Source organism: Streptomyces sp. SolWspMP-5a-2 (assembly GCF_900091845.1).
GTDB classification, from domain to species: domain Bacteria; phylum Actinomycetota; class Actinomycetes; order Streptomycetales; family Streptomycetaceae; genus Streptomyces; species Streptomyces doudnae.
Genome location: NZ_FMCI01000344.1, coordinates 1 through 16,458 on the forward strand (window position 1 = coordinate 1; position 16,458 = coordinate 16,458).

The window sequence follows — 16,458 nt, forward strand, 5'->3', positions numbered from 1 at the left end:
TGCGGGGCGACGGCGGCGCGCAGGGCGGCGCGGCCTCCCATGGAGTGCCCCACGAGCACGGTCGGGACGTCCCCGTACCGCCGCGCCAGCTCGGCCAGCGCCCGCCGGGTGTCGCGCAGCGGATCGGCGTCCGGGCCGTTCCAGCCGCGCACCCGGTAGCGGACCTCCCCGAGCAGGACGTCGCCGGGGACCGCGGCGGCGACGGCCCGGACGAAGGGCCGCATCCGCAGCGCCGCCAGGTGCCAGGGCCGGGAGGGCGCGCGGCTGTCGGCCCGGCCGCCGTGCAGGAACAGCACGGCGGCCCGGGGTTCGGCCGGGACGCGGCTCGCCACCAGCGCGTTCCGACCCGCCCCGGCCGCTTCCGCGGCCGCCGCCCGCTCCTGCTGTGCCATCCGTGCTCCCTCGTCCGCCCGGGAACCGCCGTTCGCGGGTCCACGGGTGATCCGGAGCGGGGCGCGGCGCGGATTGGTCGCCGCCCGGCGGGCGGAGTGCCGTCAGACGGTCACCGGTCCGTGCCTGAGGTCCCGCCGACCCGGCTGGTCACGGCGGTGACGAGGAGGTCGAGGGTGTACTCGAACTCCTCGTCGTGGTCGAACCGGGCGAGGTGGGGGGCGGCCTCGACCAGCGTCGGCATGCCCGACGCCTCCAGGTCGGCGCGCCGCCCGCGCTCCACCTCGGGCCCGACCTCGCCGCAGGTCGGACCCTCGGTCACCTCGCGCAGCAGGGTGCCGACGACCGTGGCGAGCAGCGTCCGCAGCAGGTGCACGGCCTCGGCCGGACGGCAGCCCGCGGCCCGCAGCATCGACAGGAGCCGCTCGGTCGGGTGGAGGGCGGCCGCCGAGTCGAGCTGACGGGTGAGGACCAGTGCCGCGGCCCGCGGGTGGGCGAGGGTGTTGGCGCGGAACGTCCGGCCCACGGCCCGGAGGTCGGCGGCGAGGGAGCCCGTGGGTTCGGGGAGGGCCAGGCCGATCAGGATGTGCTCGGCGACGGCGTCGAGGAGGTCGTCCTTGCCGTCGACGTAGTTGTAGAGGCTCTTGGCGTCCACGCCCAGGCGCCGGGCGACGGTGCGCATGCCGACGCCCTCGACGCCCTCGTCGTCGATCAGGGAGAGGGTCGCCCCGACGATGGCCGCCCTGGTCAGCGTGGACGCGCCCTTGGGGGGCCGGCCTCGGCGGGACGGGGTTCCAGGCCCGTTCGCGGCGGGCGCCGTTGTGGTCGTCACCGGTCCATCATGCCTCAGCCTTGTAAAAACCCACGGCGTGGACTATAAACATGGCTCTGATTTATCCACGGTGTGGAATTAACGAGTGGAGGCCCGGATGGCGAGCTTTCCGTGGAGCGCGACCGACGTGGTGGACCTGCCGACGATCGGCACCCCCGTCGACACGCTCACCGACCTGGGTGCCGTACCCGGCGGTCCCGGCGCGCGACTCGCCGCGGCCCGCCGCCAGGGCGCCGACTTCAAACGGGAGTTCGTGACGACGGGCAGGCCGGACTCCGTCACCACCTGCGACCTCGTCACGCTGCCCTACCCGACCCGGTTCGGTCTCTTCCGGGCGTCCCGCTCCGTCGCGCCGTTCCTGTCGATCACCAACCGCATGCTGGTCATCCGGTGGCACGACACCGACGGGCGCTCGCGCGTCCTGCTGTTCGAGCCCAGCGACGTCGAACTCGGCAAGTACACCCCGTACTTCGACCGGCTCGCCCAGCGCACCCCCGATGTCCTCGCCCGCCGGATGGTGACCGAGCACGAGACGGTCCTCGGCCATCTGGCCCGGCTCGGCATCGCGCCCGAGGACGTCGACTACGTGCTCTTCGACCATCTGCACACGCAGGACCTGCGCCGCTGGGTGGGCACCACCGCCCACCAGGACGACCTGGGCGGCCGCCCCGAGCCGCTGCTGCCCCGGGCCAAGGTCGTCGTGCAGCGCGACGAACTCGCCGCCATGGCCGAGCTGCACCCGCTCCAGCGGCCCTGGTACCAGCCCGGCACCTACCGCGACGTGCCGCCCGGGGCGTTCCTGCCGATCGAGGGTTCGGTGCTCCTCGGACCGGGCGTCGCGGTGGTGAAGACACCGGGGCACGTGTTCGGCAACCAGAGCCTGGTGCTGCACACCTCGACGGGCGTCTGGGTCAGCAGCGAGAACGTCATCGCGGCCGAGTGCCTGACGCCGGAGCACTCGCGGCTGCCCGGCCTCGCGCGCTGGAGCAGGGAGTGGGGGCAGGAGGTCGTCCTCAACGCCAACTCGCTGGAGACGACGGCCGATCAGTACAACTCCGTCGTCCTGGAGAAGACCCTCGCCGACCCGTCCCAGGACGACCCGCGCTTCCTCCAGTTCTTCCCGTCGAGCGAGTTGACCGGCGCCTGGACCAACCCCGGCACCAACCCGACGTTCAGCCACCGCACTCTCACCCACACGAGCTAGCGAGCCCGCCCATGAACCGCTTCGCCCTGCCGCCCGAGTCCGTGCTCCGCGCCCGCGAGAAGCTCGTCCTCGACCACTTCCACGACGAGGTCGCCCAGGACTGGGACGCGACCCTGTCGACCTTCCCGCACCCGCACTACGAGTTGATCGCGATGATGCGGGTGCACGACGGCGACGCGGAGGTGCGCGGGTACTACGACGACACCCGCGTGGCGTTCCCCGACCAGAACCACGAGATCATCGCCTTCCGGCACAGCGCGGACGCCGTCATCGTCGAGTTCTGGCTGACGGGCACGCACCGGGGGCCGCTGGGCAGGATACCGGCCACCGGTTCCGCCCACCGCACCCGGATGAGCGCCTACTTCATCTTCGACGAGGACGAGAACCTCGTCACCGAGCGCATCTACTTCGACCAACTGACCATCCTGAAGCAGCTCGTGGCGGGCGTCGACCGGCGCAGGCCGAGCGGGCTGCTGAAGCTCGCGCGGATCCTCAGGGGCGCCCTCGGGATGGCCGGCGCCGCGCCCGACCCCCGGCTCCTGGACACCACCGAGCCCAAGGACCTCGGGTGAGGGTCCATCACCTCGACTGCGGGACGATGCGGCTGCCCGGTGCCCGGCTCGTCTGCCACGTCCTGGCGGTCGAGACCCGCACCGGACTGCTGCTCGTGGACACCGGCTACGGGACGCGGGACATCGCCGAACCCGGGCGCCGGATCGGCGCGATGCGCCACCTGGTGCGTCCGGCGCTCGACCCCCGCGAGACGGCGCTGCACCAGATCACGGAGCTGGGGTTCCGCGCCGAGGACGTCACCCACATCGTGGCGACCCACTTCGACCTGGACCACATCGGCGGCCTCGCGGACTTCCCCGGGGCCCGGGTCCATGTGACGGCGGCGGAGGCGCGCGGGGCGCTGTCCCCGGCCACCTTCCTGGAGCGCGGCCGCTACCGGCGGCCCCAACTCGCCCACCGGCCACGGCTCGTGGAGCACGAGCCGACCGGGGAGCGCTGGCGCGGGTTCGCGGCCGCGCGCCAACTCACCGAGATCGACGACGGTGTCGTGCTGCTCTCCGTGCCCGGTCACACCCGGGGGCACGCGGCCGTCGCGATCGACGCGGGCGACCACTGGGTGCTGCACTGCGGTGACGCGTTCTACCACCCCGGCACCCTCGACGGGTCGTCCCCCGTCCCGTGGGCGCTGCGGGCGCAGGAGCGCCTGGTGGCCCACGACATCGCGGCCCTGCGCGCCAACCAGGCGCGGATCGCGGCGCTCCGCGCGTCCGACGCGCAGGACCTGATGGTGGTGTGCTCGCACGACCCGGGTCTTCTGGCCGCGGCCCGCGCCCGCGCGGCGGGTGGCGGGGAGGCCGCCTAGGCGCGGCCCTCCAGCCACTCGTACCAGGCGTCCAGGCCCTCCCCGGTGGTCGCGGAGAGGGTCAGGACGCGCAGTCCCGGGTTGACGGAACGGGCGTACGCCACGCACTGGTCGGGGTCGAAGTCGACGTACGGCAGCAGGTCGACCTTGTTGATGATCACCAGGTCCGCGACGGCGAACATGTACGGGTACTTGAGCGGCTTGTCCGTTCCCTCGGTGACCGAGATGATCACCACCCGGCTCCGCTCGCCGAGGTCGAAGAGAGCCGGGCAGACCAGGTTGCCGACGTTCTCGACCAGGACGAGCGACCCGGTGTCCGGGTCGAGCGCGGTGAGCGCGCCCTCGACCATCTCCGCGTCGAGATGGCATCCGGCGCCGGTGTTCACCTGAACGACGGAGCCGCCCGCCCGGCGGATCCGCTCGGCGTCGAGCGCCGTCTCCTGGTCGCCCTCGATGACGGCGACCGGGCGGTCGCGGCCGGTGAGGTCGCGGACGGTCCGCTCCAGCAGGGTCGTCTTGCCCGCCCCGGGCGAGCTCATCAGGTTGACGGCGACGACGGACCGCCGGGCCAGCCAGGCGCGGTTGCGGTCGGCCAGCTCCTCGTTCTTGCCGAGGACGCGCTGCTCCAGGGTGATGGTCTCCCCCGCGCCCGACGGCGACTCCCCCACCTGGTCGTGATCGTGCGGGTGGGCGTGCGGCACCGCGAGCCCCGGCCCGCCGCCCTCGCCCGGTCCGCCGTGGCAACCGCAGGTACCGCACATGTCGTCAGCCCACTCTCATCGAGACGATCTGCAGCTCCTGCCCCGACGTGACGGCCACGTCGGCGCTGCCGCAGGGACACAGCAATACAAGATCGGGGAGGGCGAAGTCCTTCTCACACGCCCGGCAGTGCGCTGTTCCCGGCGGCTGGTCGATCTCGAGTTGCGCGCCTTCCGCGACCGTGCCCGCGGTGGTGAGGTCGAAACAGAACCGCAGGGAATCGGGAACCACGGCGGTCAGTATTCCCACCCGGACCAGGACGGTACGCACCGGCCGTCCGGCGGCCTGTTCGCAGACGGCGTCGACAATGCTCTGGGTGATTGACAGTTCATGCAATTCAGGACCCGCCTCGCCGGTTTTTCTTTTCACCCGAACGGCAGCGGAATGCCGCGGGAAGGGCCCGCCGCCCGAATGAATCTCGTGTTGACAGAACAGGCCAACGGATTCTAGATGGTAGCAATGCGAGTGATACCGCACTCGCTGGTATCAGGCGGTCCAGATCCCGGAAGGCAGCGGGCTATGCCGACAGAAGCAGCGATAAAAGCGGAGAACACCCTCATCCATGTGCTGTGGATCAACGCCGGTCTGAGCTGTGACGGCGACTCGGTCGCGCTCACCGCCGCCACCCAGCCGAGTGTCGAGGAGATCGCGCTGGGTGCGCTGCCCGGCCTGCCGCAGGTGGCGATGCACTGGCCGCTCATCGACTTCGAGTGCGGCCCCACCGGCGGCGCGGACGATTTCCTGGAGTGGTTCTTCAAGGCCGACCGGGGCGAGCTGGAGCCGTTCGTGCTGATCGTCGAGGGGTCGATCCCCAACGAGAAGCTGCACAACGAGGGTTACTGGTCCGGCTTCGGCAACGACCCGGCGACCGGGCAGCCGATGACGACCAGCGAGTGGATCGACCGGCTGGCACCGAAGGCGACGGCGATCGTCGCGGTCGGCACCTGCGCCACCTACGGCGGCATCCACGCCATGTCGGGCAACCCCACCGGCGCCATGGGCCTGCCCGACTACCTGGGCTGGGAGTGGAAGTCGAAGGCCGGCATCCCCATCGTGTGCGTGCCCGGCTGCCCCATCCAGCCGGACAACCTCTCCGAGACGCTCACCTACCTCCTCTACATGGCCACCGACCAGGCCCCGATGATCCCCCTCGACGACGAGCTGCGCCCCACCTGGCTCTTCGGCCGGACCGTGCACGAGGGCTGCGACCGGGCCGGGTACTACGAACAGGGCGACTTCGCGACCGAGTACGGCTCCCCCGAGTGCATCGTGAAACTGGGCTGCTGGGGACCGACCGTGAAGTGCAACGTCCCCAAGCGCGGCTGGATGAACGGCATCGGGGGCTGCCCCAACGTCGGCGGCATCTGCATCGGCTGCACCATGCCCGGATTCCCCGACAAGTTCATGCCGTTCATGGACGAGCCGCCCGGCGGAAAACTCTCCACCAACGCCGTCGGCCTGTACGGGGCGACGATGCGGCGGCTGCGGCAGATCACCACGCACACCCTGGACACCGAACCGAAATGGCGCAGGCGCGGCGGGGAACTGACGAGCGGCGCCACCCGGACCTGGTGACCCGGCAGCAGAAGACAGCACACGCGGCATCCCTGATCTCCACCTGGTGACGTACGAAATAGGAAGAAGAGGCATCCTCATGACAGCGACGAGCCAGGGCAAGAGCCAATTGGTGGAGATGGCATGGGATCCCATCACCCGCATCGTCGGGAGCCTGGGCATCTACACGAAGATCGACTTCAAGCAGAAGGTCGTCGCCGAGTGCCACAGCACCAGCTCGATCTTCCGCGGCTACTCGGTCTTCATGAAGGGCAAGGACCCGCGCGACGCGCATTTCATCACCAGCCGGATCTGCGGGATCTGCGGCGACAACCACGCCACCTGTTCCTGTTACGCGCAGAACATGGCGTACGGCGTGAAGCCGCCGCACATCGGTGAGTGGATCGTGAATCTCGGCGAGGCCGCCGAGTACATGTTCGACCACAACATCTTCCAGGAGAACCTGGTCGGGGTCGACTACTGCGAGAAGATGGTCGCCGAGACCAACCCGGGCGTCCTCGAACAGGCCAACAACACGCCCTCGCCGCACGCCGACGCCCACGGGTACCGCACCATCGGCGACATCATGCGCTCGCTGAACCCGTTCACCGGCGAGTTCTACCGCGAGGCGCTCCAGGTCAGCCGGATGACCCGGGAGATGTTCTGCCTGATGGAGGGGCGGCACGTCCACCCCTCCACGCTCTACCCGGGCGGCGTCGGCACGGTCGCGACGATCCAGCTGATGACGGACTACATCACCCGTCTCCAGCGGTACGTGGAGTTCATGAAGAAGGTCGTGCCGATGCACGACGACCTCTTCGACTTCTTCTACGAGGCGCTGCCCGGCTACGAGAAGGTCGGCAACCGCCGCATCCTGCTGGGCTGCTGGGGCTCGTTCCAGGACCCCGAGCACTGCAACTTCGCGTACAAGGACATGACCGACTGGGGTCGGAAGATGTACGTGACCCCCGGTGTCGTCGTCGACGGCAAGCTCGTCACCACCGACCTGGTGGAGATCAACCTCGGCATCCGCATCCTGCTCGGCTCGTCGTACTACAACGACTGGGACGAGCAGGAGACGTTCGTGACCCACGACCCGCTGGGCAACCCGGTCGACCGCAGGCACCCGTGGAACCAGCACACCAACCCCAAGCCGCAGAAGCGCGACCTGGGCGACAAGTACAGCTGGGTGATGTCCCCGCGCTGGTTCGACGGCAAGGACTACCTCGCGCTCGACACCGGCGGCGGGCCGCTCGCCCGGCTCTGGGTCACGGCGCTGGCGGGCCTGGTCGACATCGGCTACGTCAAGGCCACCGGCGACAGCGTGAAGATCAACCTGCCGAAGACCGCCACCAAGGGCCCGGTCGAGCTGGAGTGGCGGGTGCCGAAGTGGAGCAACACCATCGAGCGCAACCGGGCGCGCAGCTACTTCCAGGCGTACGCGGCGGCCTGCGCGCTGCACTTCGCCGAGAAGGCGCTGGTGGAGATCCGGGCCGGACGCACCAAGACCTGGGAGAAGTTCGAGGTGCCCGAGGAGGGCGTCGGCTGCGGCTTCACCGAGGCGGTGCGCGGGGTGCTCTCGCACCACATGGTGATCAAGGACGGCAAGATCGCCAACTACCATCCGTACCCGCCCACTCCGTGGAACGCGAGCCCGCGCGACAGCTACGGGACGCCCGGCCCCTACGAGGACGCGGTGCAGGGCCAGCCGATCTTCGAGGAGAACGACCGGGAGAACTTCAAGGGCATCGACATCATGCGCACGGTGCGCAGCTTCGACCCCTGCCTCCCGTGCGGTGTCCACATGTATCTCGGCGAGGGCAAGAAGCTGGAACTGCTGCACTCGCCGACGCAGTCCGCCGGCAGTGAGTGACATGGCGGAGCGGGAGACGCACGCGCAGGCGCCCGCCGACACCTGGCGGGCGACCGGGGAGCGCATCGACACCCTGATCGCGGCGAGCGCGGCGGGCGGCGAGGCGGCGCGCGAGCGCAGCGAGGAACTCGTGCGGCTGGTCACGGACTTCTACGGCGCCGGGATCGAGCGGCTGCTCGAACTGGTCCACGAGCACGGCGCGTTGGACGATCCCGTCCTCGCCGCGCTGGCCGACGACGACCTGGTGGCGAGCGTGCTGCTGGTGCACGGGCTGCACCCGTACAGCGTGGAGACCCGGGTCGAGAAGGCGCTGGAGAGCGTGCGGCCCTACCTCGGCTCGCACGGCGGCGACGTCGAACTGGTCGCGGTCACGCCGGAGGGCACGGTACGGCTGCGGCTGCTGGGCAGTTGCGACGGCTGCCCCTCGTCCTCGGCGACCCTCGCCCTCGCGGTGCGCGGCGCGGTCGAGGCGGCGGCGCCCGAGGTCACCGCCATCGAGGTGGAGGAGGCGGCCGCGGACGGGACGCCGGGTGCGCTGGTCCCGGTGGACTCCCTCTTCTCCCGGCTGCACGAGACCGGTCCCGACGGGGCGGTCGTGGACGCCCCGGCCGCACCGGGCGCGGACTGGCAGCCGGTACCCGCGCTGCTCGCGCTCGAGTCCGGCGGGGTGGAGCGGCTGACGGTCGGCGGGCTGCCGGTGGTGGTCTGCCGGATCGGCCCCGACCTGTTCGCGTTCCGGGACCGCTGCGCCCGCTGCGAACGGCCCTTCAAGGGCGCGACGTTGGCCCGGCGTCTTGGCGGCGGCGCGAACGACGGGGTGCTGAGCTGCTCCGGCTGCCGGGCGCACTACGACGTCCGGCGGGCCGGTGCCTGTGTCGACGCGGACGCGGCGGGCGCCCACCTGGACCCGCTGCCGGTCCTCGCGGACGGCGCGTCGGTCGCGGTCGCCGTCCCGACCCTGCCGGTGGCCGCGCCGTGACCGCGCCCGCCCGACGCGCCGGATCACCGGCCGCCACGCTCCTGCGGCTCAGCCGCAACCGTCCCGCGCCGGTCACCGGGGAGCGCTGCGAGATGTGCGCGGTCCCGGTCGGCGCGGAGCACCAGCACGTCGTCGCCCTGGAGAACCGCAGCCTGCTGTGCAGTTGCCGGGCCTGCTGGCTGCTGTTCACCGACGACGGGGCGCGGCTGCGCTACCGCGCGGTGCCCGAGCGCTACCTGACGTTCGACGGGCCGCCCCTGGACGCGCGGGCCTGGGACGAGCTGGAGATCCCGGTGGGTCTGGCGTTCCTGTTCCGCAACTCCGCCCAGGAACGCGTCGTCGCGTTCTACCCCGGCCCGGCCGGGGCGACGGAGTCGGAGCTGCCGCTCGCCGCCTGGACCGCCCTGCTGACGGCCCGTCCCGAGCTGGCCACGGTGCGCCCGGACGTCGAGGCGCTGCTGGTGCGGCGGACCGCCGACGGCGGCGGCGCGGGCGCGGCCTCCTGCCATCTGGTGCCGATCGACGCCTGCTACGAACTCGTCGGACGGCTGCGCGCGGTGTGGCGCGGCTTCGACGGCGGACAGGAGGCGCACGCCGCCATGGATTCGTTCTTCGCGCGGATCGACGCGCGCGCCAGACCCGCGGACGCGCGGCCCGCGACCGCACCGACCGCGGCGGAGGACGTCTCATGACCGGTCCCCGGACCCAGGGCCTCGATTTCTCGGTCGTCGACATCGTCGCCGAGCCGTACAGCGCGGCGCCCCAACTGACCGCGCGGGTACGGATCGAGGACCGCTCGGGCGAGCGGATCCACGCGATCGTGCTGCGCTGCCAGGTGCGCATCGCGCCGCAGCGGCGCTCCTACGACCAGGCCGAACAGGAGGGCCTGCGGGGCCTGTTCGGGGGACGGGAGCGGTGGTCGGACACGCTGCGGCCGTTCCTGTGGATGCAGTGCAACACCACCGTGCAGGGGTTCACCGGTGCCACCGAGGCCGACCTCGCGCTGCCCTGCACCTACGACTTCGACGTCGTCGGCTCCCGTTATCTGCACGCGCTCGGCGACGGCACCGTCCCGATCGAGCTGCTGTTCTCCGGCACGGTCTTCACCAAGGGCCCGGCGGAGGGCGGTTCGGGGTTCGCGGTGCGGCAGGTGCCCTGGGACTGCGAGGCACGCCACGACCTGCCGGTCGCCGTCTGGCGGCAGATGATGGGCTTCCACTTCCCCGAGTCCGGGTGGATCAGGCTGGAGCACGACGTCCTCAGCAGCTTCGCCGAGTTCCGTGAACGGCACGGCCTGATCAGCTGGGACGACACGGTGCGCACGCTGCTGGCGGGCGCGGCGGGCGCCGACACCGACGATCTCGACGAGGTGGTCCGGTGACCGGGACGACACCGGCCGGCCTGGACCCGGTGCGGGAGATCGCCGACGCGGTGCTGTACGAGGGGTACCTGCTGTACCCGTACCGGGCCAGCTCCCACAAGAACCAGTCCCGTTGGCAGTTCGGGGTCCTCGGACCGCCGTCGGCGACGCCCGCGAGTTTCGCGGAGGATCCGGGCATGGCGATGCAGTGCCTCCTCTCGGTCCCCGCAGACGCGCCGGGTCCCGGCGAGGTCACGGTGCTGCTGCGCTTCCTCCAGCACCAGGTGCGCCAGGTGCTGCGCCGGGAGGCGGACGGCACCGAGAGCGCCGTCGCCCGGCTCGACGTGTCCGGGCACCCGGTGCTCACCTGGGACGAGGCCGTCGAGTGCGAAGTCGACCTGGGAGCGGTGCCGTTGACCGGTGCCACCGATCAGGTCCGCACGGTCCCGGGCGGCGAGGAGAGCGAGGATCTCACCGACGCGGACGGGACGGCGGTCGGCCGGATCGCGCGGCTGAGGGACCCCCTCACCGTGCGGGTGCGGACCCGGGTCGAGGAGGACGACGGCTTCCTGCGGCTGGCGGTGTCCGTGGACAACGAGCACCCCGGGGCGGTCACCGGCAAGGACGCGGCGATCCACGCCTCCCTCATCGGCGCCCATCTGCTCCTGCGGGCGCGGGGCGCGTCGTTCCTCTCGCTGCGCGAGCCCCCGCCGGAGGCGGCCGCCGCCGCGGCACGCTGCGCACAGCGGCGGTGCTGGCCCGTGCTGGCGGGCGCCAAGGGGTCGGCGGACACCGTGCTCGGGGCGCCGATCATCCTCTACGACCACCCGGAGATCGCCGAGCAGAGCGGCGGCGCGCTGTTCGACTCCACGGAGATCGACGAGATCCTCACGCTGCGGGTGATGACGATGACGGAGCGGGAGAAGGCCGAGGCGCGGGCGACCGATCCACGGGCCCGGGAGATCATCGACCGCTGCGACGCGATGGCGCCGGGTCAACTCCAGCAGTTGCACGGCCTGTTGCGGGATCCGGGCCGCGAGGACGCGGCCTTCGACACCGGCGGCGCCCCCTGGTGGGACCCGGCCGCCGACGCGTCCGTGTCACCGGAGTCGGACGGTGTGCTGATCGACGGCGTCACCGTCACCAAGGGCAGCCTCGTGCGGGTCACGCCCCGACGGCGCGCCGACGCGCAGGACCTGTTCTTCGCCGGTCAGGTCGCACGGGTGACGGCCGTGCTCTCGGACGTCGACGGTGGCACGCACGTCGCCCTCGTCCTCGTCGACGACCCGGCGGCGGACCTGCACGACTGGTACGGCCGCTACTTCTACTTCACCCCCGACGAACTGGAGCCGCTGCCCGCCGACTTCGGCGGGGACGGCACCGACGCACCGCAGTCCCGGAAGGAGAACCCATCGTGAGAACGCTCGGACTGGTCACCACGGGTGTGGCCGCCGCCGTCGCGGCGGTCGCCGTCGTGGTCGGCCTGCGGTCGATCCCCGACATCCGCAGGTACGTGAGAATGCGCTCCATGTGAGCGAGGCCCGCGGCGTGCTCGTCGCCGGCATCGGCAACCTCTTCCTCGGTGACGACGGCTTCGGTCCCGAGGTCGTGCGGCGGCTGGCCGCGGACGGCGAGCCGCTGCCCGGCGGCGTGCGCGTCGTGGACTACGGCATCCGGGGCATGCACCTCGCCTACGACCTGCTCGACGGGTACGACGCGCTGGTCCTGGTGGACGCCTGCGCGGGCGGTGGGGTGCCCGGCGAACTGACCCTGCTCCAGGTCGGGGTGGACGACCTCGGTACGGGTGAATTCGACGCACACGGCATGAATCCGGTCGCAGTGCTGGCAAATCTGGCCAAACTTGGCGGTACGCTCCCGCTGACCCACCTCGTGGGCTGCACCCCCGCCGATGTCGGCGAGGGCATCGGCCTCAGCGAGGCGGTCGCCGCGGCCGTCCCCCCGGCGGTCGCGGAGGTGCGCGCGCTGGTCGCCCGGCTGACGGCGGCCGGTCCCTCCCCCGCACCGCGTCCCGCCCGCACACCCGCGCCCGAACGGACCCGGAGGTCCTGATCATGTGTCTCGGCATCCCGGGTCGCGTCGTGGAACTGGTCGAGGGGTTCGCCGACCAGCTCGCCCTCGTCGACGTGGAGGGCGCGAGACGCCGCGTCAACGTCGGCATGCTCGACGCGCCCCCGGCGGCCGGGGACTGGGTCCTGCTGCACATGGGCTTCGCGATGGAGGTCATCGACGGGACCAAGGCGGCCGAGGCGCTCTCCGGACTGCGGATGATGGGCAGCGGCGCCCGCGCCGAGGAACCCGCGCCCGCTCAGCAGGCCCTGGTCAGACGCCGGTTCGAGGTGCGCGGCGTGGTGCAGGGCGTGGGCTTCAGGCCGTTCGTCTACGTCACCGCCTCCGCGCTCGCCCTCACCGGCTCGGTCGCCAACACCGGCACCGGGGTGATCGCCGAGGTGGAGGGCGACCGGGACGCGGTGACCGCCTTCGGACACCGGCTGCGCACCGACGCGCCGCCCCTCGCGACCGTGGAGTCGGTGACCGAGACGGAGCTGCCGCTCGCCGGTGACGCCGGGTTCACCATCGCGGACTCCGCGGCGGGCGGCCGGGCCCGCACGCTGGTCTCCCCCGACACCGCGACCTGCCAGGACTGCCTGGCCGAACTGCGCGACCCCGGCGACCGCCGCCACCGTCACCCCTTCATCACCTGCACCCACTGCGGGCCCCGGTTCACCATCGTCACCGGACTGCCCTACGACCGCGCGGCGACGACGATGGCCGGGTTCCCGATGTGCGACGACTGCCGCGCGGAGTACCAGGACCCGCGCGACCGCCGCTTCCACGCCCAGCCGATCGCCTGCCATGCCTGCGGGCCGCGCCTTGAACTGATCGACGGCACCGGCGAGGAGACCCGCCACGGCGACGAAGCCCTGCGCGCCGCACGGCGGTTGCTCGCCGACGGGGCCGTCGTCGCCGTCAAGGGGCTCGGCGGCTACCACCTCGCGTGCGACGCCCGCGACGACACGGCGGTCGCCCGGCTGCGGCGGCGCAAGCGCCGGGGCGACAAGCCCTTCGCCGTGATGGCCGCGGACCTCGGCGTCGCCGCCGGGCTCGTCACCCTCACCGAGGACGAGACGGCGCTGCTCACCGGCGCCCGGAAACCCATCGTGCTGCTCCCCCGCCGCACCGACGGCGACGCGCGCCCGGTGGCGGAGGCGGTCGCGCCGGGCAGCCCGGATCTCGGGGTGCTGCTCCCCTACACCCCGCTGCACGTCCTGCTGTTCGGCCTCGACGGCGACGAACCGGGCCCCGACGTCCTCGTGATGACCTCCGGCAACCGCTCGGGCGAGCCGATCGTCATCGACGACGCGCAGGCCCTCACCGAACTCGCCCCGCTCGTCGACGCCTGGCTGCGCCACGACCGTCCGATCCACGTCCCCTGCGACGACTCCGTCAGCCGGTTCACCGCCGGTGCCGAACTGCCCGTCCGCCGTGCGCGCGGCCACGCGCCGCTGCCGCTCGCGCTGCCCTTCGAGGTGCCGCCGCTGCTCGCGGCGGGCGCCGACCTGAAGAACACCTGCGCGCTGGGCGAGGGCGGCTACGGCTGGGTCAGTCAGCACATCGGCGACCTCGACGACCTCTCCACCGTCGAGTCGCTCACCCGCACCGCGGACCATCTCGCGCTGCTGACCGGCGTCGAACCCGAGCAGCTGGTGGCCGACCGGCACCCCGGCTACCGGTCGGGCACCTGGGCCCGCACCCACGCCAGGGGGCGGGCGGTCCGCACCGTGCAGCACCATCACGCGCATCTCGCGTCCGTCATGGGCGAGCACGGTCTGGGGCCGGGCGAGAGCGTCATCGGGTTCGCCTTCGACGGCACCGGGCACGGCACCGACGGCGCGGTGTGGGGCGGTGAGACGATGATCGCGGGCTACAAGTCCTACCGCCGGGTGGCCCATCTGGCGTACGTGCCGCTGGCCGGGGGCGACGCCAGCGTGCTGCGGCCCTACCGGATGGCGCTCGCGCACCTGCGGGCCGCGGGCATCGCCTGGGACGGGGACCTGCCCCCGGTGGCGGCCTGTCCTGAGCCCGAACGGAACGTGCTGGCCCACCAGTTCGCGACCGGCTTCGGCTCCGTGCCGACGTCGAGCATGGGCCGTCTCTTCGACGCCGTCGCCTCGCTCGCGGGGGTCAGGCACGAGGTCGCCTACGAGGCGGAGGCGGCGATCGAGCTGGAGGCGCTCGCCCGGTCCGCGCCCGCCGGGGACCCGGAGCGCGGGTACGCCTTCGCCACGCTGACCGGGCCGGGTCCCGGTGATCCGGTCCGCGCCGACGCCGCCCCTGTGATCCGCGCGGTGGTGTCCGACGTCCGGGCCGGGACCGCGCGCGAGGTGATCGCCGCGCGCTTCCACACCGCCGTCGCCCGCCTCACCGCGGACCTCGCCCTGCACTGCCGGGAGCGCACCGGGCTCGGGACGGTGGTGCTCGGCGGCGGCGTCTTCCAGAACGCGGTCCTGCTCGCCGCCACCCAACACGCCCTGGAAGCAGCCGACTTCACCGTCCTGCGGCCGCGGGCGCTGCCGCCCAACGACGGCGGACTCGCCTTCGGGCAACTGCTCGTCGCCGCGGCCGGCGGCTGACCCACACCCCCCGCGCGGAACCCGGCCGGGTGACGCGCGGTCACTCGAGACCGGCGAAGAAGGAAGGCAGCATGTGTCTGGCAGTTCCCGGGCGTGTCCTGCGGACCGCCGAGGTCGACGGCGCCCTGATGGCGGACGTCGACTTCGGCGGGGTGCGCAAGGAGGTGTGCCTGCAGTACGTCCCTGACGCGGCGGTCGGCGAGTACGTCGTCGTGCACGTCGGGTTCGCCATCCAGCGGCTCGACGAGGCGTCCGCCCTGGAGACGCTCGCCAACTTCGACCGACTGGGGCTGCTGGAGGAGGAGTTCGGGGACGGCTTCGAACAGGCCGCCCGGGAGCAGGGCGCGGCGGAAGGGGCCGAGCGGTGAAGTACCTCGACGAGTTCAGCGACCCGCACCTGGCCGAGCGGCTGCTCGGCCAGATCCACGCGGCCACCACCCGCCCGATGGCGATGATGGAGGTCTGCGGCGGCCAGACCCACTCGATCATCCGGCACGGCATCGACCAACTCCTGCCCGAACAGATCGAGTTGATCCACGGTCCCGGCTGCCCCGTCTGCGTGACCCCGCTGGAGATCATCGACCGGGCGCTGGCGATCGCCGCCCGCCCCGACGTCGTCTTCTGCTCCTTCGGCGACATGCTGCGGGTCCCGGGCAGCGGGCGTGACCTGTTCTCCGTCAAGAGCGCGGGCGGCGACGTCCGGGTCGTCTACTCCCCGCTCGACGCGCTGCGGATCGCGCGGGAGAACCCCGACAAGGAGGTCGTCTTCTTCGGGATCGGCTTCGAGACGACGGCTCCCGCCAACGCCATGACGGTCCATCAGGCGCGGCGCCTGGGCGTGCGGAACTTCTCCCTGCTGGTCTCGCACGTGCTGGTGCCGCCCGCCATCGCGGCCATCATGGAGTCCCCCACCTGCCGGGTCCAGGCGTTCCTCGCCGCCGGGCACGTGTGCAGCGTCATGGGCACCTCCGCGTACCCGCCGCTCGCGGAGAAGTACCGCGTCCCCATCGTCGTCACCGGGTTCGAGCCGCTGGACATCCTCGAAGGCGTCCGCCGGACCGTCCTGCAACTGGAGGAGGGCAGGCACGAGGTGGAGAACGCCTACCCCCGCGCGGTGCGCGACGAGGGGAACCTGCCCGCCATGGAGATGCTGCGGGACGTCTTCGAGGTGACCGACAGGACCTGGCGCGGCATCGGGACCATCCCCCGCAGCGGCTGGCGACTGGCCCCGGCCTACGCGGAGTTCGACGCCGAGAACCGGTTCGACGTGGGGGCGATCCGCACCGCGGAGTCCTCGCTGTGCCGGTCGGGCGAAGTGCTCCAGGGCCTGATCAAGCCGCACGAGTGCGCCGCGTTCGGCACCCGCTGCACCCCCGTACCCCCCTGGGCGCCACCATGGTGTCCTCCGAGGGCGCGTGCGCCGCGTACCACGCGTACCGCCGACTGGACCTGGTCGAGGCGAAGTGACCCAGACGACGCA

General features: G+C 72.2%; 16 protein-coding genes and 1 pseudogene. 13 read left to right on the forward strand and 4 right to left on the reverse strand.

The genetic code is table 11. The features are described 5' to 3' along the window. Nucleotides 1-392, reverse strand: a 392-nt coding sequence (locus GA0115242_RS33895; RefSeq protein WP_141721853.1) for an alpha/beta fold hydrolase, incomplete at its 3' end; no start/stop codon positions are given. A gap of 110 nt (nt 393-502) precedes the next feature. After that, a complete protein-coding gene (locus tag GA0115242_RS33900) occupies nt 503-1,222 on the reverse strand; it encodes a TetR/AcrR family transcriptional regulator (RefSeq protein WP_176729964.1) in 720 nt (239 codons plus the stop codon). A 97-nt stretch (nt 1,223-1,319) separates the two neighbouring features. Between GA0115242_RS33900 and GA0115242_RS33905 the strand changes: the two genes are divergently transcribed. Genes GA0115242_RS33905 through GA0115242_RS33915 form a run of 3 tightly spaced genes read left to right on the forward strand, consistent with a single transcriptional unit; the run spans nt 1,320 to nt 3,801 of the window. Next, nucleotides 1,320-2,426: a hypothetical protein gene (locus GA0115242_RS33905; protein WP_093835462.1), complete on the forward strand. Its 1,107-nt coding sequence runs from the start codon at nt 1,320-1,322 to the stop codon at nt 2,424-2,426. 11 nt (nt 2,427-2,437) lie between these two features. Then, nucleotides 2,438-2,998 (forward strand): ester cyclase, encoded by a 561-nt coding sequence (locus GA0115242_RS33910; RefSeq protein WP_093835420.1) that lies wholly within the window; start codon nt 2,438-2,440, stop codon nt 2,996-2,998. Further along, nucleotides 2,995-3,801: an MBL fold metallo-hydrolase gene (locus GA0115242_RS33915; protein WP_093835422.1), complete on the forward strand. Its 807-nt coding sequence runs from the start codon at nt 2,995-2,997 to the stop codon at nt 3,799-3,801. The genes GA0115242_RS33910 and GA0115242_RS33915 overlap by 4 nt, the downstream gene beginning before the upstream one ends. On the opposite strand, the gene hypB is transcribed toward GA0115242_RS33915, so the two are convergent. Beyond that, nucleotides 3,798-4,562, reverse strand: a complete 765-nt coding sequence (gene hypB, locus GA0115242_RS33920; RefSeq protein ID WP_093835424.1) for a hydrogenase nickel incorporation protein HypB — start codon at nt 4,560-4,562, stop codon at nt 3,798-3,800. The genes GA0115242_RS33915 and hypB overlap by 4 nt on opposite strands. Nucleotides 4,563-4,566: 4 nt before the next feature. Beyond that, nucleotides 4,567-4,929, reverse strand: a complete 363-nt coding sequence (locus GA0115242_RS33925) for a hydrogenase maturation nickel metallochaperone HypA/HybF (RefSeq protein WP_256089821.1) — start codon at nt 4,927-4,929, stop codon at nt 4,567-4,569. Between the two features lie 150 nt (nt 4,930-5,079). Between GA0115242_RS33925 and GA0115242_RS33930 the strand changes: the two genes are divergently transcribed. The 10 genes and pseudogenes from GA0115242_RS33930 (at nt 5,080) to hypD (ending at nt 16,445) form a co-directional block, all read left to right on the forward strand. Next, nucleotides 5,080-6,135, forward strand: coding sequence for an NADH-quinone oxidoreductase subunit B family protein (locus GA0115242_RS33930; protein WP_093835428.1), 1,056 nt, complete (start codon nt 5,080-5,082; stop codon nt 6,133-6,135). A 79-nt stretch (nt 6,136-6,214) separates the two neighbouring features. Then, complete coding sequence (locus GA0115242_RS33935) at nt 6,215-7,987, forward strand: nickel-dependent hydrogenase large subunit (RefSeq protein WP_093835430.1); 1,773 nt, start codon at nt 6,215-6,217, stop codon at nt 7,985-7,987. 1 nt (nt 7,988) lies between these two features. Beyond that, nucleotides 7,989-8,966, forward strand: a complete 978-nt coding sequence (locus GA0115242_RS33940; RefSeq protein ID WP_093835432.1) for a NifU family protein — start codon at nt 7,989-7,991, stop codon at nt 8,964-8,966. Beyond that, nucleotides 8,963-9,658 carry a DUF5947 family protein gene (locus tag GA0115242_RS33945; RefSeq protein ID WP_093835434.1) on the forward strand — a complete coding sequence of 232 codons (696 nt, stop codon included), beginning with the start codon at nt 8,963-8,965 and terminating at the stop codon, nt 9,656-9,658. The genes GA0115242_RS33940 and GA0115242_RS33945 overlap by 4 nt, the downstream gene beginning before the upstream one ends. Then, entirely contained in the window at nt 9,655-10,347 is a 693-nt protein-coding gene (locus tag GA0115242_RS33950) for a DUF6084 family protein (RefSeq protein ID WP_093835436.1), read from the forward strand. Before GA0115242_RS33945 ends, GA0115242_RS33950 begins: the two co-directional genes overlap by 4 nt. After that, nucleotides 10,344-11,744, forward strand: coding sequence for a hypothetical protein (locus tag GA0115242_RS33955; RefSeq protein WP_093835438.1), 1,401 nt, complete (start codon nt 10,344-10,346; stop codon nt 11,742-11,744). The genes GA0115242_RS33950 and GA0115242_RS33955 overlap by 4 nt, the downstream gene beginning before the upstream one ends. Before the next feature lie 112 nt (nt 11,745-11,856). After that, nucleotides 11,857-12,396: a hydrogenase maturation protease gene (locus GA0115242_RS33960; protein ID WP_093835440.1), complete on the forward strand. Its 540-nt coding sequence runs from the start codon at nt 11,857-11,859 to the stop codon at nt 12,394-12,396. Between the two features lie 2 nt (nt 12,397-12,398). Continuing rightward, a complete protein-coding gene (gene hypF / locus GA0115242_RS33965) occupies nt 12,399-14,978 on the forward strand; it encodes a carbamoyltransferase HypF (protein WP_093835442.1) in 2,580 nt (859 codons plus the stop codon). A 71-nt stretch (nt 14,979-15,049) separates the two neighbouring features. After that, a complete protein-coding gene (locus tag GA0115242_RS33970) occupies nt 15,050-15,346 on the forward strand; it encodes a HypC/HybG/HupF family hydrogenase formation chaperone (protein ID WP_093835444.1) in 297 nt (98 codons plus the stop codon). Further along, a pseudogene (hypD, locus tag GA0115242_RS33975) lies at nt 15,343-16,445 on the forward strand (hydrogenase formation protein HypD). Before GA0115242_RS33970 ends, hypD begins: the two are co-directional and overlap by 4 nt. The last annotated feature ends 13 nt before the right edge of the window (nt 16,446-16,458 follow it).